A 14,696-nucleotide genomic window follows, 5' to 3' on the forward strand; every position below is an offset into this window, starting at 1 on the left:
GGCCCTGTACGGGCCAGCAAGCATTTAGCCGGAGTCGCCCTGTGGCGGCCCCCGAACCGAAAGAGAACTATCACATGAGTGATGCTATCGAGCTCAGTCTGGATGGGGTAGAGCGCCAGCCAATGCGCACCTTTACCGAACAGGCTTACTTGAACTACTCCATGTACGTCATCATGGACCGGGCCCTGCCCCACATCGGCGATGGCCTCAAACCCGTGCAGCGGCGCATCATCTACGCCATGAGCGAGCTGGGTCTGTCGGCGCTCTCCAAGCACAAGAAGTCCGCCCGTACCGTGGGTGACGTGCTGGGTAAGTACCACCCCCACGGCGACAGCGCCTGTTACGAGGCCATGGTGCTGATGGCCCAGCCCTTCTCCTACCGCTACCCGCTGGTGGACGGTCAGGGCAACTGGGGGGCACCGGACGATCCCAAGTCCTTCGCCGCCATGCGTTACACCGAGGCGCGGCTGTCGCGCTTCTCCGAGCTGCTGCTCTCCGAGCTCGGCCAGGGCACGGTGGAGTGGACCCCGAACTTCGACGGCACCATGAAGGAGCCGGTGGTGCTGCCCGCCCGCCTGCCGCACATACTGCTGAACGGCATCACCGGCATCGCCGTGGGCATGGCGACCGACATCCCGCCCCACAACGCGCGGGAAGTGGCTCTGGCCTGTGCCGAGCTGCTGGACAACCCCGATGCCGGGCTGGATGTGCTGATGCAGCACATCCAGGGACCGGACTACCCGACCAGCGCCGAGATCATCACCCCGCGCGATGACATCCGTAAAATCTACGAGACCGGCAAGGGCTCCATCAAGCAGCGGGCGGTGTGGAGCGAGGAGGATGGCGACATCGTCATCACGGCGCTGCCTCATCAGGCCTCGGGCGCCAAGATCATGGAGCAGATCGCCGCCCAGATGGTGGCCAAGAAGCTGCCCATGGTCAGCGATCTGCGGGACGAGTCGGATCATGAGAACCCGACCCGACTGGTGATCATCCCCCGCTCCAACCGGGTGGACATGGAGGGGCTGATGGCCCACCTGTTCGCCACCACGGATCTGGAGAAGAACTATAGGGTCAACCTCAACATCCTGGGGCTGGACAACAGACCCCAGGTGAAGACCCTCAAGATGATCCTGTCCGAGTGGATCGTCTTCCGCCGCGAGACGGTGCGCCGTCGCCTGCAGTATCGGCTCGACAAGGTGCTGTCCCGCCTGCACATCCTCGAAGGCTTGCTGGTCGCCTACCTCAACATCGACGAGGTGATCGAGATCATCCGCACCGAGGATGAGCCGGGCAAGGTGATGATTGAGCGCTTCAACATCAGCGAGACCCAGGCCGAGGCGATCCTCGAGCTGAAACTGCGCCATCTGGCCAAGCTCGAAGAGTTCAAGCTGCGCGCCGAGCAGGATGAGCTGGCCATCGAACGCGACAAGCTGGAGCTGCTGCTGGGTTCAGAGCGCCGCCTCAACACCCTGCTCAAGAAGGAGCTGCTGGCGGATGCCGAGAAGTACGGCGACGATCGCCGCACCCCGCTGGTGGAGCGTGCCACCGCGGTGGCACTGACCGAGAAGGAGCTGGTGCCGAGCGAGCCGGTCACCGTCATCCTGTCGGGCGCGGGCTGGGTGCGCGCCGCCAAGGGCCACGACGTGGACGTGGAGGGCCTCTCCTACAAGGCGGGGGATGGTTATCTGGCCCACGCCTGTGGCCGCAGCAACCAGCAGGCGGTGTTCCTCTCCACCCTGGGGAGAACCTATGCGCTGGAGGCCCACACTCTGCCATCGGCCCGCAGCCAGGGCGAGCCACTCACCGGCCGCTTCGCGCTGGGGGCCGGCGAGGAGGTGCGTCATCTGGTGATGGGCAACGAGGGGGAACCCTATCTCATCTGTTCCGATGCCGGTTATGGCTTCGTCTGCACCTATGACGATCTCATCGGCAAGAACAAGAACGGCAAGGCGCTGCTCAGCGTGCCGGAAGGGGGCCTGGTGATGGCGCCCCAGAAGATTGGCTCGCCGGAGACCGATCTCTGCATGGCCATCTCCAACGAGGGGCGCATGCTGCTGTTCCCGCTCAGCACCCTGCCGGTGCTCGGCAAGGGCAAGGGCAACAAGCTCATCAGCATCCCCTCCGCTCGCGTCAAGGCGCGGGAGGAGTTTATGGTGATGGCCGCCATCATACCGCAGGGGCAATATGTCACCCTGTTCGCCGGCAAGCGCAAGCTGACCCTCAAGCCATCCGACCTCGACTACTACCGCGGCGAGCGCGGCCGCCGCGGCGCCAAGCTGCCCCGCGGCTTGCAGCGGGTGGACCGAATCGAGATTGAACCCGCTGCCGGTGCCGAGCCAGCAGCCGGGGAAAATCTGGAAGCGTAATAAATAAGAAGGGCGCGAAAGCGCCCTTTCCTACATACGTTAAAAATATTAAATAGCTATTCTTTATTGGCTGCTGGTTTTTCTACAGCCTTATCCTTAACTATTCCATCATCGTTTTTTGGAGTAGGGATTTTTCTGTTTAGCTTGGTGCTTTCGGCGAAACGGCCAGCCTCTTTTGCAAGGGATGGAACCATGTCGATAGCTTTTTTAAAAGCTTCCGAATCTATGAATTCATGCCATGGGCTATTGTAGTCTTTTCCTGATACCAATCTCAGTGGCATCTCATCAAAACGATCTAATGTTGAGTTGAAAAGTCGCTCACTGGTTTCTTGATTGAAGCCTTCAGATATTTTCCTAAAGCCAGTAAATGCCTTTGCAACAGTTGCTTTATAAGAGTAATCTTCTGAAAGTTTAAATCTATGGTTAATTTGCTGTGTTGAGATCCAAGCAAGCCATAGAGGGCCACCAATAGAGAAAATAGAAATAATAGTATGTAATATCGCTTGGCCAGCCGTTAAATCACCCTTTAATGCCTCTGTAAAATCAGCAACTCGACTAGACCCGATACCGATGCCAAAAGCAAGCGCTACCAAAAGGCCTATAATCCACACCCAGATTGAGTTTTGAAGTTCTTTTGCTTTTTGATCGAAGCCAGCGGCAAGTCCTTGAGTAGTTGTTATTTGCAGAGCGTCGTCACATTGAGATACTAGGCTGGATGCATTTTTTGCATGACTTTCAGTTTCCGCGAGCCAGTGTTTAATCTCATCATGCATGGCATTCGACTTTGATTTTGTTATGCTTATATTGTCTTTTATTTCTGAAATTTCATTTCTGTATTTATTGATGTCATCTCTTGCTTCTTTTATTGTTGAAGCTAGCTTATCTCTTGCATCATTCAAATCTTGTATTACGGCTGGCAATGATTCAGCGGTTTCATAAGCACTGTTTATGGTGTTAACTTTACCACTGATGTTTTCACAGTCACCTTCTAAGGTCTCAAGTTGTAAGTTGAGAGCTCTAATCCTATTTTTAAGATTCTTGGGGATTAGTTTCTTATTATCAATTTGATCCCATGAATATAACTGTGTTTCTATATCGCAGGATATTATTTGCAAGAGGAATAAAATTGATGGGACAATTGTGTTTATTCTTCCAGCATCATGCACGAGATATTGCTTAACAATGTCAGTTTGCTTATTTAAATCTTCAATCAAACTATCAACGCTGTCTTCGAATTCCTTTGGTATATCAGGGGATGTATATTTGTTAAGCCTCTCAGTTATGTTTATTATTGTGTCGGTTATATTGTGGATAGATATGCTTGGATAATTCCATCCGAAAGAGGCGGTAAAGTTTTCACCGGGTAATTTTTTCTCTACAATTGAGTCGTACAAGTTCTCAAGGGATATTATTAGCTCTGATATTTTGGTATGCATCTTCAACCCTCTATATTTTTCTATGAAGCCAGTGGCAGAACAGTCAATATGCTAACTGGCATTTTGGAATGAGTGTATCCCTAGGTTGGGTTTATAAAAAGAGCTGTAGGGTTGATTGGCTAGGTGTAATCAGACGTTCACGAAAATCTGTTGTTGCTACCCTGCTGGCCACCCCTCTTTTCTACCTATCGCTACTGCGCTTCCGGCATGGACATTCAGACCCCGCCAATCGTTCCTGCTCGCTAACCTTGAAGGGAGCAGCACAGTGCCAGGAGGCCAAACATGGAAACGGAGAAAGCCATCGGGCTTATCGAGGCTCACGGGGTCTTTCACGGGGATCACTACAGCTTCAACAGCGACGAGTTCGTGCAGTGGTGTCGGGAGGATACTCACCAGCCCCTCAGCCTGGAGCAGGCCAATCACGAGCTTGCCCCCTTCTGCATCCGGGTCGGCTATGCAGAGCCGATCAGGTCGTGGCGTTACTATCTCACCTGATGCTCACCTGATGCTCACCTGAAGCGGGCAAAGGCGAGGCAAGGGCCTCGCCTTTTATATGCGCTGGGTAATGACGAAAGGAGCCAGCAAGGCTCCTTTCTTGTGATCATGCCCCAGCCTGTTGCTTTATATGCCGGCATGGCCACCCAGAAAGACCACCATGATGGTAAACAGCAGCCAATCATTGATGATGTGTGCGCCGGTCGATACCCAGATATTTTTGGTGATGATGTAGCCACTCAACAGCACGATGCGGGCCGTGCCGATCACCAGAAAACATTGCAGAAAATTCCAGTCATAAGTGGGCAGGTGCATGGCCCCGAAGATGAGGGCAGTGCAGAGCCAGGCTGCAAGCAGCGCCCGCTTGCGAGTCATGTTGAGTCTTTCGTGACAGAACCAGAGGACAGCAAGAAAAGGCAATATGGAGACCACCTCCTCGCCGAAGAGCTGAGGGGCCGTTTTTAAATAAAAGAGGATGCGTGCCGTATTGGAGGCTTCTGCCAGCATGTTGCTCACAGGATTGCCATTCATCTGGAAAACATGCTGCAGCAATAAGGCAACGATAACGGACACCAGGATATTGGCGCCAGCAATCACCAGCATCAAGACGAGATCCCGCAGCCCAGGCCTTCTAAACAGTGCCCGCCATGCTGGACCCGCCACCATGGCGAGCACGACCAGGGGGATGAGAGGGAACAGGATGGCGGGTACAAAGCCGTCCACTGTGGTCTTATAAAACGCCATGGGGGCCGTCAGCGCTGCGAAGCCCAGCGCCACGCCAAGCAGGATCAACACCCAGCCACGGGTGGATAATGCATGAGGCTCTTGGCGATAAAAAGGGAAGTCCCCGGCACTTTTGCGCTCGAAGCCATAGCAATCACCGTCATTCAATGTCGTTATGGCCACAGATTTATATTCGCTCATGGTGATGCTCGATATTTAATTCGGTTGTCAGGGCGCGACTGCACATCCGATGGCATGGCTAGTCAGTCACTCTCACACCTTTATTTAAACTTTAACAATCAAGGCTGTAACAAAGGAAGTGAGAGCTAGCAGCCTGTGTATTTCCTGCATGCCGTTAGTTATAAAGCATTTATTTTTCTGCATCGAAAACATTCTTATATCACCAAGAGAGTTAAATGCTCAATTGATGTCCACCCTTATAATTTGTAATGAAATGTTTTCTATCACTTTTTTAATACAACCTGGCCGACTTAGTAACAACTGGGTTGTTGCCACCCAAGATTCAACTTCTTGCTCTGTGTCGGTTGTTCCCGCAGCGATGGCCTCATCCCCGGCCCTTCTCCCCTTTCCATGCAAAGAGTGGGAGAAGGGAGCAAAGACAGCGACGGTGGAGCATGACTCGACGTGGTGTTGGGATAGTGGAAAGCGGGTTTATTCCCTCTCCCTTTGGCAGAGGGGGTTGAGTCTTAGTTATTGAAATTCCAGGCGATGGGCAGCTCAACGTCGAAGACAAGCACATCTCCTTCCAGGCTAAAGGGCACGCCGATCCGGTGCCGCTCGTATTCGTCGACGATCAGGCAGCCCTCGAAGAAGTTGGATTCGTAGCTGAGGTGGGCCAGGCCCTGGGTGTTTCCCTCGTCGAGTTCGATGCCCAGCACTTGCGGTGGGTGCTCCTGGCTCAGATTGACCCCGGGATTTCCCTCATCCACCAGCCGCTCCAGCAGGGGGAAGAAGTCCCGCTTGTGGGCCTCTATCGCCCGGGCGATCGCCTGTTCCAGCTCGGCCCGGGTGGCAAAGGGGCCGGCGAGCCGGTACTGGGTCTGGATCCTTTCCTGGGTCATGCTCTTCTCCTTGGCTCTTCCCCTGCCATCAGTATCGGCGCAGGGCTGTCTGATCGACCGTTCGTGGACAGCTGGCAATATCAGGCGGGGATCCGGCCATTGCGCACCAGCGCCCGGCGGATGTTCTTGCACATCTTGCCAAAACTATAGAGCTCGTCGAAGGTGGGCGGAATGCCGCGATCGATCTGATATTGCCAATAGGAGAGGTCGGTATCCACCAGCTCCATCAGCTTCTTGGGGCAGCCGATGCAAGTATTGTCCGGCCCGCATCTGAAGGTATCTGGCTGATAGAGCGGGAATTCCTGCTTCACGGCATCGATGATCTGCTGCATCGCGGTGATCCTGTCGGGTTTTCTGCTCATGCCTTGCTCCCCTGCTACTGGTATGGGGGAGTCATTATATCCCTGACAAGTTGTAGGCCAATTATGCTAACGAGGTAGGGCGCCTGATCGGCGCGGGGTCATCAATCCTGTGCGAACATCATTGGCGTAGGGCAATGGCGGCCGATCGCGCCTCGTGCGGCCTGATGCTCTGCTAGCGGCGATGTGGGGTGCCAGGCCGTGTCATATGGGCTTGCCCGAGGCGTGGCTGGAGAAGACGCTGAGAAGGTGGCCGGCTGGCTCGCGCAGGGTAAAGACCTCGTGGCCGATGGCGGGGCGCGCCTCGATCGGCGAGGGCGCCAGCCCCAGGGCGCTCAGGCGGCGGTGGGTCTCGTGCAGATCGTCGACCATCAGATCGAACGGGGCCTCGCCCGCCAGGACGCGATCCCGTCGCATCAGGAGCAGGTGGGTGCCGCCGCGCATCTCGTAGACGCTGATCTCAGGCCCGTCGAAGATGGGTCTCATGCCGAGCTGGCGCATGAAGCGGGCGGACTCCTTCATCCGGTCGGTCTGCAACATCACATGGGCCACGCCAACCGGCGGTCTTTGCTCATCCTGCGCCATCTGCACGCCTCCTGAAAAGCCTGTGGGCCCAAGCCCGTCTTCCCCCATCCCAAGCCAGATTATGGGGCAGCAAGCCACGGATAGGACAACGCCCGGTCAGGCCGGGCGTTGGATCACATGGATGGGAGCGGGCGGCGCCAGCACTGAGCTGGCTCACTCGCCGCGATGCGGTGCCTATTTCTTGATCTCATGGCCAATCACGCCACCGACCACGGCCCCGCCAACGGTGCCGGCCGCACTGCCGCCGGTCAGCACGGCGCCACCGACGGCTCCTATACCGGCCCCTATGGCGGTGCTCTTGCCCTGTTGCGACATGCCGGAACAAGCAGCCAGGCCAAACAGCATGACCATGGTCACGGCGCCTTTAGCTAAACGATGGATCTTCTTCATGGGGTTACCTCTTGATACTGATCATACGTTAGGGTGTCCCGATCAGGCGGTTACCGAGCCTGAGCCCGACGCGCAAGCCGGATGATGGTTGCTCAACGGCGGATCCGGCGGGCATATGGAGCGATGGGGCAAGATGTCTGATATGGGTCGGGTGCTCTGCCAGGCGTTTGGTCGTTATGGCGACCATCTTCCCCCACCTCCCGCCAGCGCGTCTGTACGCTAGCACCTATAGGGTGACCTTTCTTTTGCCACTGCCGCTCATCGGCGCTTGCCGCAGTGACCGCTTGCGGCGGCACATAACCCCATCAACTGAGCCCTGCAGACCCTCGGTGTTGGCGACCCTGCTGGAGTGATATACGTTGCGCCGACGGTTCCGGTTCATTTTACCTCCTGCATTTATGGGGCCGGATGGCTGGCCTGCCCCTTGCCCGGCCCTGCTCTCGCGAGGGGAGAAGAGGGCAAGGCGCCGCGGCCTGCGCTCGTCAGAGATGACAACGCCCGGCGAGGCCAGGCGTTGGGGTACGACGAAGGGAGGCAGCGCCTGCCATCAGAAGTCGTGGTAGAGCGGCCAGCCGAGCAAGGGGTGCTTGAGACCGGCGCGCATCTCGACGTTGTCGAGCTTCTCCGGCGAGGCATTGGCTTGTTGCAGCAGCTGGTACTGGCGCACGAAGCCCAGGGTGTGCAGCAGGTTGGGCACGAAGCCGGGGCTCAGCTCCTGGCGCAGACCGGTGACGAGATCCCCCGGCAGCTCGGCCAGCATCAGCTCGAGCTGGGCGGCCAGATAGTCGGTGTCGTACCAGGCTTCTTGCAGCACTAGGTCCCGCCCCAGGCGGCGCTTGAGATCCTGCTTGACCCTGAGCTGGGCGGCGCCGCTGCCCTGGCCGCAGAGGATGCGATAGAGCAGCGCCTCGGCCAGCTTGTCCTCCATGGTGGGGTGGTCGCTCTCATAGGCGAAGAAGTGCTGCTCCAGCAGGCCCAGCAGGCGGGTCTTGTTGTGCTCCACCAGCGCCTTCTCGTACTCCTGCCAGCCCTGCCACTCCTCCACATCCGGCGGGCTGGAGATCTTGTCCAGCAGGCGGGCATCCACCTCGCCGTAGAGGCTCTTGCCGCCGGGCTGCTTGGGGCTGACCGAGATCAGCATGGACCAGCCCTTCTGGAACGGCTTGACCGGGCCTTCCGGCGCCTGCAGCAGGGCCAGCGCCTTGGCGCGATCCTGCTGTGACAGCTCCTGCAGCCCCAGGCTGACCACCCCGATCACGTCGTGGGCGGCCTGCTCCAGCAGGTGCATCTTGTACTTGTTGTAGTACTTGTCGGCGAACTTCAGGCTCATCAGCACCGCCTTGCCCTTGATGGCGGCCAGTTGCTGCTCGCTCAGCCGTTCGTTGTCGCGGCCAAAGCGCAGTACCTGGGTCAGGAAGGGGCCCTGGTTGCTCTCGCGGATCACTAGTTGCATGGTGCGGGCCTCAATCCAGGAAGCTGAACATGTCGTCGACGTCTTTGTATTCGTCCTCGACCTGGTTCTTCTCTTTGGCCTGCATCACCAGCTCGGCGGCAAACTTGTTGATGATGCCATCCCAACTGCTGTTCTCGCTGCGCAGCAGCGCCTTGATGGCTTGCTCCACCCCGGGCGCCAGGGTACGTATCAGCATCAGCAGGCTGCGGGGATCGTCCAGCGCATAGTCGTGGGCATCCTCGCTCAGCTGGCGATCGCTGTAGGCGAGCGCCTCTTCGAGATCTTCCTCTTCGGCGTGCAGCTGGTCCTGATAGCCCTCCTCGTCGTCAAAGCGCTCACCGCGATAGAACTCGATGAAGGGGATGGCGAGGTAGAACAGGCCGGCCGGATCCTCGGCGATGCACTCCAGGATCTCGGCCTGCTTGGCTTCGTTGTCCTGGGTGCGGATCAGGTAGTTGAGGAAGTCGAAGGTGTGCTGTTGCAGCTCATCGGCGTTGTGCTTGATCGCCTCTTCCCAGTAGAGCGGCTGCTGGCAGACGATGTCGCGGATCCGCTCCGGGGTCATCAGCTCGGAGATGATCGACGGGAAGGACATGTCGTGCTGGCCGTTGATCTGGGTTAGGGTAACGATATCAATATTTTCAATGACTTCGACCAACTGCTCGTCGGACATCGTCATGGCGATCAGCTCGAACTTCTCGCTGGCCTGCTTCGGCTCGATCACGGCCAGCTCTTTGATCTCGATGGCGGTAATTTCAATCAGACTATTCATGCTTTACCCCAAGTTAGAAACGCACTTCGTCGTACATGTCCTGATCGTCTTCCTCGCCTTCTCCGCCGTGATAGTCGGCGTCGGCGTCTTCTCCGTCATCCTCCTCCTCATCGCGCAGCTCATAGTCGTCATCGGCATGGCGGCCACCGCGTGGCTGCGGGTTGTCCAGCAGATAGAGCACGGCGCAGGCCTCGATGAGCTTTTCTTCGCTCAGGGCGCGCACCGCCTTGACCAGCGGCAGGTCGGCATTGTTGAACGCCACCGACACCTTGAATTCGTCCCAGGAGGGCTGGACGCTGCCGCCGAGCCACTTTGCCCAGGCCTGTTTGGCCTGGGGCGGAAACTGTACCCGGCCATAGAGGGCGAGCGGCAGATATTCAGGCATGAATTCCAGCATGCTGGTGTCGGCCAGCAGCAGGGCCTTCATCTTGCCGGTGAACTGCTCCAGTGCCTTGGGCTGGTCGAGATCCCGATAGGATTCGATGTTCTCGCTTGCATCCTGCATCAGCGCCTTGATCCGCGCCTGGTCCCATTTTGTTTGCATAGTGGCTCTTCTTGCTTAGCGCATCAGGGGTAGAACTGGTCCCACATCTCCTGCATGGCAGAAGCGGGATCGGTCACGATGACGTTGTTGAAATCCTTGATGAAGGCGGCCCGTGCCTTGGGGTCGTTGAGCACCTCGTAGGCCTGTTTCACCTGGTGCAGCTTGATGGCTGCCTGCTCTCGCTCTTCATCCGTCGCCCCGAGCAGCTTGTCGGGGTGGTACTGGTTAGACAGCCGTCGATAGGCTTTCTTGATCTCATTTTCGTTGGCGTTGGACTTGACGCCCAGCACCCGAAAGTAGTTGTTCATGGCAGATCCTGCATCACTGGCATCGTCGGAGTCACACCGTGGGCGCCTGGGGCTCGCAAAACCAGGCACGGCAAAAACCCGTCATTTTACCGGAAACAGGCCGCCGCCGCCATGAATAGGAAGCGAACTGGCGACGAACAGGCGGATGGCGCCCGGCGCCGTTGGCGATTGGCATCGGGGCTACACTGGGGAGGGCCGCCGGGAACTCTTTTGCCGTCGCGTTGCCCAAACCGGGGATGGGGTGTCCGGCTGATCCGGCACCTTGCTCGATCTTCATCAGGGCTCGGCGAGGCCGGGGCCAGCAAGAGGAATACATTGCCATGTTCAAACCCTACCTTCTCTCCCTCGCGCTTTTTAGTGGTCTCAGCGTCGCCGCCGATGAGCCGCCTGGCGAGCCACTCATCAAGGGGGATATCAGCAAGGCCCAGTTTATGGAGAAAGCCGAGCAGCGCTTCGCCCGGCAGGATCAGAATGGTGACGGCGTGCTCTCGATTGCCGAGAAGGAGGCCGCCATGGCGAAGATGCATGAGGCGATGAAGCTGGCCGGCAAGAGCCCGCCGGAGAAGATGGCCAACATGAAACCCAGGCAGGAGACGACCAAGGCGCAGTTCATGCAGCGCCAGGAGAAGATCTTCGCCCACCTGGACAAGAACGCTGACGGCATGATCAGCGAGGCCGAGCGGGCCGACATCAGGGCCGGCCTGAAGCAGCGGGCCGAGCAGTCGATGCCCTAAGGATTGCGCCCCTTCGAGGTAAAAAAGAGCCCGGTAGAAATACCGGGCTCTTGTCATCTTGGCGGGCGGGAATGACTCGCTAGCGTGACCAGTCGGCCCACAGCAGCCGCAGCTGCAGTCCCCAGCGGCTGCTCCAGCCGGTGGTGCTGCTCACCAGCTCGCCATCCTTGACGATGAGGAAGGTCGGGGTGACCCCGATCTTCCACTGGGCTGCGAGGCTGCCCTGCTCATCGTTATGGGTGGGGAAGCTCAGCCCCTTCCTGGTCATGCCCTGTCGCAACTGGGCGTCGCCGCCGGAGCGCAGCGCCACCGTCAGCACCTGCCCACCGTCCTGCCACAGCTGCTCCACCGCCGGGGTGGTGAAGCGGCACACCCCGCACCAGCTGGCCCAGTAGTAGACCAGCAGCGGTTTGTCCTGGCTCAGGGCGGCGAGGCTGGTGGTGCTGCCATCCTGCAGGGTGAGGGGGGCGCTCATGGCCCCGGCGGGCAGGGTCGGGCCGCGCCAGTAGTCCAGCAGGCTGGAGATGACCAGGCCCGCCAGCAGCAGCCAGATCGCCTCCTTGCCCCAGCGTTTCCAGCGAGGTTGGGTGATGGTCGCCATTCCTTAGCCCAGCTTGACCAGTTCGGCCTTCACCAACTGTTCGAGCTGTTCATAGGGGAGGGCGCCCGGCACCAGCTGGTTGCCGATCAGGGTCGCCGGTGTGCCTTGCACCCCCAGCAAGGTGCCGATGCGCAGGCTATTGCGCAGCTCCTCGGTGGCCTTGCCTTCAGGTTTGAGCGCCACATTGCCGGTGGCCGCCAGCGCCTTGTTGATGTCCGCCTCGGTCAGCATGCCCTGCTTGCTCATCAGTTTGTCGTGGAGCGGCAGGAAGCGGGCCGGATCCTGTTGCCACAGGGTCAGGCTGTACTGGGCCGCCTTGGCGGAGGTCTGCCCCTTGAACGGCAACAGCTTGATCACCAGCCCCAGATCGTTCGGATAGGCCTTGAGCAGCTTGGCTATCTGCGGATCGAACTGTTTGCAGTAGGGGCAGTTGTAGTCGGTGAACAGCACCAGGGTCAGCTTGGGGTTCTTGGCACCGAGCCGCGGGCTGGTGGCACTGTTGAACAGCATGTCCTTGTTGCCCTTGATGAAGTCACCGAGCTGGGCCTCCTGGGCCGCGGTGTTCTGCTTCTCCCAGGATTCGGCCGCCTCGTCGAGGATCTTCGGATTGGCCACCAGGGTCTCGCGGATCAGCTCTTTGATACGGGCCTCCTGCTCCGGGGTGAAGGGGGCGGCGTGCAGGGCCGGGGCCAGCAGGCCGGCGGACAGGGAGGCAATCAGGGTCAGAGTGCGCAGGGTCGGTTTCATTTTTTCTCTCCTTCGAAATGGGGGGACTGGCCGTCGCCTTGGGATGAGGCGGCGCGGCGCAACAGGGTCAGCAGGTCGGCCTTGTCCAGCAGCGGGGAGAGTGTCTCTCCCGCTGGCAGGCCTGGGCCGTAGATCTGGTTGAAGGGGACGGCGGCCGCGTCGCGCTTGCGCAGGAAGGCGGCGATGGCGTCGTTGGGTCTGCTCCAGTCACCGCGCAGGGCCACCACATCGGGGGCCGAGAGGGCATCTTGCACCTCATCGCGCAGCAACACATTGTATTTATTGGCCTTGCAGGTCACGCACCAGTCGGCGGTGACATCCACGAACACCCGTTTGTTGTCGGCCAGCGCCTGGCTGATGGCCTGCTCCGACAGGGGCTGCCAGGCCACCCTGTCGAGGCTGCCCGAGCCCTGGGCGGTGAAGGCACCGCCCAGCAGCCAGGCCCCGCCCACCAGGGCACTGAGCGACAGTGCCAGGGTGAAACCACGGATGCCATAGCGCCAGATGATGCCTGCCAGCAGCACCAGCAACAGCGCCGCCATCAGCCAGCCGCTGGTGACGCCACCCAGATGGTTGCCGAGCAGGCTGATCAGCCAGAGGCTGGAGCCCAGCATCAGCAGGCCGAGCAGGAGGCGCAGCCGGCTCATCCAGCGGCCCGGTTTCGGCAGCCAGAGCGCGAGGCGCGGCAGGGCCGCCACCAGCAGCCAGGGCAGGCTCATGCCGATGCCGAGCGCGGTGAAGATGAGCCACAGCTCGGCCAGCGGCGCCGCCAGGGCGAAGGCGACGGCGGTGCCGAGGAAAGGCGCCGAGCAGGGGGTGGCCAGCAGGGTGGCAAAGCTCCCCTGCAGGAAGTGACCCCCGAGACCATTGCCGCCGCTGGTGGCCAGCCGGGTGCTGAGGGTGCTCGGCAGGCGGATCTCGAACAGCCCCAGCAGGTTGGCGCAGAACAGCGCCGTCACCACCACCATGAAGCCGATGAAGCCGACGCTCTGGAACTGGATGCCCCAGCCGACCGCCCCCTGGGTGGCCCGCAGCAGGCTGCTCATGGCCGCCAGCAGCCAGAAGGAGGCGAGGATGCCGGCGCTGGCGGCGAGGAACTGCTTGCGCACCTCGGTCTGCTGCCGGTGTTGCTGTTGCAGCACCGAGCCGAGCTTGAGCGCCAGCACCGGCAGCACGCAGGGCATCAGGTTGAGGATGAGGCCGCCGAGCAGCGCCGCCCCCAGCAGCCAGAGCAGGGATTGGCGCTGGCCGGGCAGGCTGAGCGGCTCACCTATGGGGGCCTCGGTCTGCCAGGCCTGTTCGTCGCTGGTGAGCAGCAGGCCGAGCCGGCTGCCGCGAATGTCCGGCGCATCTCCCTGCCAGCCATCGCTGACCGGCACGCGGGCTATCAGGCGGGTACCCTGCACCTCCAGCGCCGGCTTGCCAAACTCGGCCCCCTCCAGGGCGTCGATGAAGAGCGCCGGGTTTTGCCAGCCCTCGGCACGCTCCGCCAGCAGTTGCAACTGGTTGTGCTGATAACCAAGGCTGACCCTGATGTCCGCCGGCAGCGGCTGGGGCAGGGTGCTCATCCCTTTGGCGTAGGCGAAGTCGAAGCCGGCAGGCACGGCACCGTCCGCGTCGAGCCGGAAGGGGTAGTCGGTCAGGATACAGACGTTGCTGCAGGTGGAGAGGCGCAGGATCCCTTCGAGTGGCTGCTCTTTGGGGTAGCGCAGGCTGATGGGAAAGCTGACGCTTTTCTGATAGCCCTGGGTGCTGAGCCCGGCCACCTCGAAGTGCCGGGGTACGGGCCAGCGCCATTGGAGCTCGGTGACGGGCTTGTGCCACAGGATCTGGGGCGCTATGCCCCCTTCACCCGGGCTGTGCCAATAGGTCTTCCAGCCTGACTCGAGTTCGACCTCGAGCAGGATGCGGGTCTGTTGGGGATCGCTGCGGTCGGCCTGCAACCGCACCTTGGCGTGATCGTTCTGGGGGCTGGTGAGCCAGCCCGTGTCGCTGGCCAATCCAATGGATTGCCACAGCAAGCAGCCCAGTAACAGGGTTGCCTTGAGAAGGTTTGACATCGGTTTTGTCTCGCAAAAAAATGAATGACGGCTAATCA

At 59.8% G+C, this 14,696-nt stretch carries 16 protein-coding genes; 3 read left to right on the top strand and 13 right to left on the bottom strand.

The window, feature by feature from the left end; translation table 11 throughout:
* The first annotated feature begins 74 nt into the window (after positions 1–74).
* Positions 75–2,369, top strand: a complete 2,295-nt coding sequence (parC, locus tag KW821_RS08235) for a DNA topoisomerase IV subunit A (protein ID WP_218291098.1) — start codon at positions 75–77, stop codon at positions 2,367–2,369.
* Between the two features lie 56 nt (positions 2,370–2,425).
* Here the strand turns inward: parC and KW821_RS08240 are convergent, their stop codons facing one another.
* The gene (locus KW821_RS08240) at positions 2,426–3,805 is read right to left on the bottom strand and encodes a hypothetical protein (RefSeq protein ID WP_218291099.1); all 1,380 of its coding nucleotides are present in this window, start codon (positions 3,803–3,805) and stop codon (positions 2,426–2,428) included.
* A gap of 282 nt (positions 3,806–4,087) precedes the next feature.
* On the opposite strand from KW821_RS08240, the gene KW821_RS08245 reads away from it, so the two are divergent.
* The gene (locus KW821_RS08245) at positions 4,088–4,300 is read left to right on the top strand and encodes a hypothetical protein (protein WP_218291100.1); all 213 of its coding nucleotides are present in this window, start codon (positions 4,088–4,090) and stop codon (positions 4,298–4,300) included.
* Between the two features lie 126 nt (positions 4,301–4,426).
* On the opposite strand, the gene KW821_RS08250 is transcribed toward KW821_RS08245, so the two are convergent.
* The 9 genes from KW821_RS08250 to KW821_RS08290 form a co-directional block, all read right to left on the bottom strand.
* Positions 4,427–5,224 (bottom strand): CPBP family intramembrane glutamic endopeptidase, encoded by a 798-nt coding sequence (locus tag KW821_RS08250; protein ID WP_218291101.1) that lies wholly within the window; start codon positions 5,222–5,224, stop codon positions 4,427–4,429.
* Positions 5,225–5,730: 506 nt separating this feature from the next.
* Entirely contained in the window at positions 5,731–6,105 is a 375-nt protein-coding gene (locus tag KW821_RS08255) for a hypothetical protein (protein WP_218291102.1), read from the bottom strand.
* 80 nt (positions 6,106–6,185) lie between these two features.
* Positions 6,186–6,437 carry a hypothetical protein gene (locus KW821_RS08260; RefSeq protein WP_042652013.1) on the bottom strand — a complete coding sequence of 84 codons (252 nt, stop codon included), beginning with the start codon at positions 6,435–6,437 and terminating at the stop codon, positions 6,186–6,188.
* A 231-nt stretch (positions 6,438–6,668) separates the two neighbouring features.
* The gene (locus KW821_RS08265) at positions 6,669–7,049 is read right to left on the bottom strand and encodes a VOC family protein (RefSeq protein WP_218291103.1); all 381 of its coding nucleotides are present in this window, start codon (positions 7,047–7,049) and stop codon (positions 6,669–6,671) included.
* Between the two features lie 174 nt (positions 7,050–7,223).
* Complete coding sequence (locus KW821_RS08270; protein WP_218291104.1) at positions 7,224–7,439, bottom strand: glycine zipper 2TM domain-containing protein; 216 nt, start codon at positions 7,437–7,439, stop codon at positions 7,224–7,226.
* 547 nt (positions 7,440–7,986) lie between these two features.
* Positions 7,987–8,892 carry a hypothetical protein gene (locus KW821_RS08275; protein ID WP_218291105.1) on the bottom strand — a complete coding sequence of 302 codons (906 nt, stop codon included), beginning with the start codon at positions 8,890–8,892 and terminating at the stop codon, positions 7,987–7,989.
* A gap of 10 nt (positions 8,893–8,902) precedes the next feature.
* Positions 8,903–9,664: a hypothetical protein gene (locus KW821_RS08280; protein ID WP_042652017.1), complete on the bottom strand. Its 762-nt coding sequence runs from the start codon at positions 9,662–9,664 to the stop codon at positions 8,903–8,905.
* 13 nt (positions 9,665–9,677) lie between these two features.
* On the bottom strand, positions 9,678–10,208 hold the full coding sequence (locus KW821_RS08285; RefSeq protein ID WP_042652018.1) for a hypothetical protein: 531 nt from the start codon (positions 10,206–10,208) through the stop codon (positions 9,678–9,680).
* 23 nt (positions 10,209–10,231) lie between these two features.
* The gene (locus KW821_RS08290) at positions 10,232–10,516 is read right to left on the bottom strand and encodes a J domain-containing protein (protein WP_042652019.1); all 285 of its coding nucleotides are present in this window, start codon (positions 10,514–10,516) and stop codon (positions 10,232–10,234) included.
* A gap of 320 nt (positions 10,517–10,836) precedes the next feature.
* Here KW821_RS08290 and KW821_RS08295 point away from each other — a divergent pair, with 320 nt between their 5' ends.
* The gene (locus KW821_RS08295; RefSeq protein WP_218291106.1) at positions 10,837–11,250 is read left to right on the top strand and encodes an EF-hand domain-containing protein; all 414 of its coding nucleotides are present in this window, start codon (positions 10,837–10,839) and stop codon (positions 11,248–11,250) included.
* A 79-nt stretch (positions 11,251–11,329) separates the two neighbouring features.
* On the opposite strand, the gene KW821_RS08300 is transcribed toward KW821_RS08295, so the two are convergent.
* From KW821_RS08300 to KW821_RS08310, 3 genes are read right to left on the bottom strand one after another with little or no spacing between them, the layout of a single operon-like run.
* On the bottom strand, positions 11,330–11,851 hold the full coding sequence (locus KW821_RS08300) for a protein disulfide oxidoreductase (protein ID WP_218291107.1): 522 nt from the start codon (positions 11,849–11,851) through the stop codon (positions 11,330–11,332).
* A 3-nt stretch (positions 11,852–11,854) separates the two neighbouring features.
* Positions 11,855–12,598 carry a DsbA family protein gene (locus tag KW821_RS08305; protein WP_218291108.1) on the bottom strand — a complete coding sequence of 248 codons (744 nt, stop codon included), beginning with the start codon at positions 12,596–12,598 and terminating at the stop codon, positions 11,855–11,857.
* Positions 12,595–14,658, bottom strand: a complete 2,064-nt coding sequence (locus tag KW821_RS08310; RefSeq protein WP_218291109.1) for a protein-disulfide reductase DsbD — start codon at positions 14,656–14,658, stop codon at positions 12,595–12,597. The genes KW821_RS08305 and KW821_RS08310 overlap by 4 nt, the downstream gene beginning before the upstream one ends.
* Between the last annotated feature and the right edge of the window lie 38 nt (positions 14,659–14,696).

The organism is Aeromonas sp. sif2416, from assembly GCF_019218665.1.
Lineage (GTDB): Bacteria > Pseudomonadota > Gammaproteobacteria > Enterobacterales > Aeromonadaceae > Aeromonas > Aeromonas encheleia.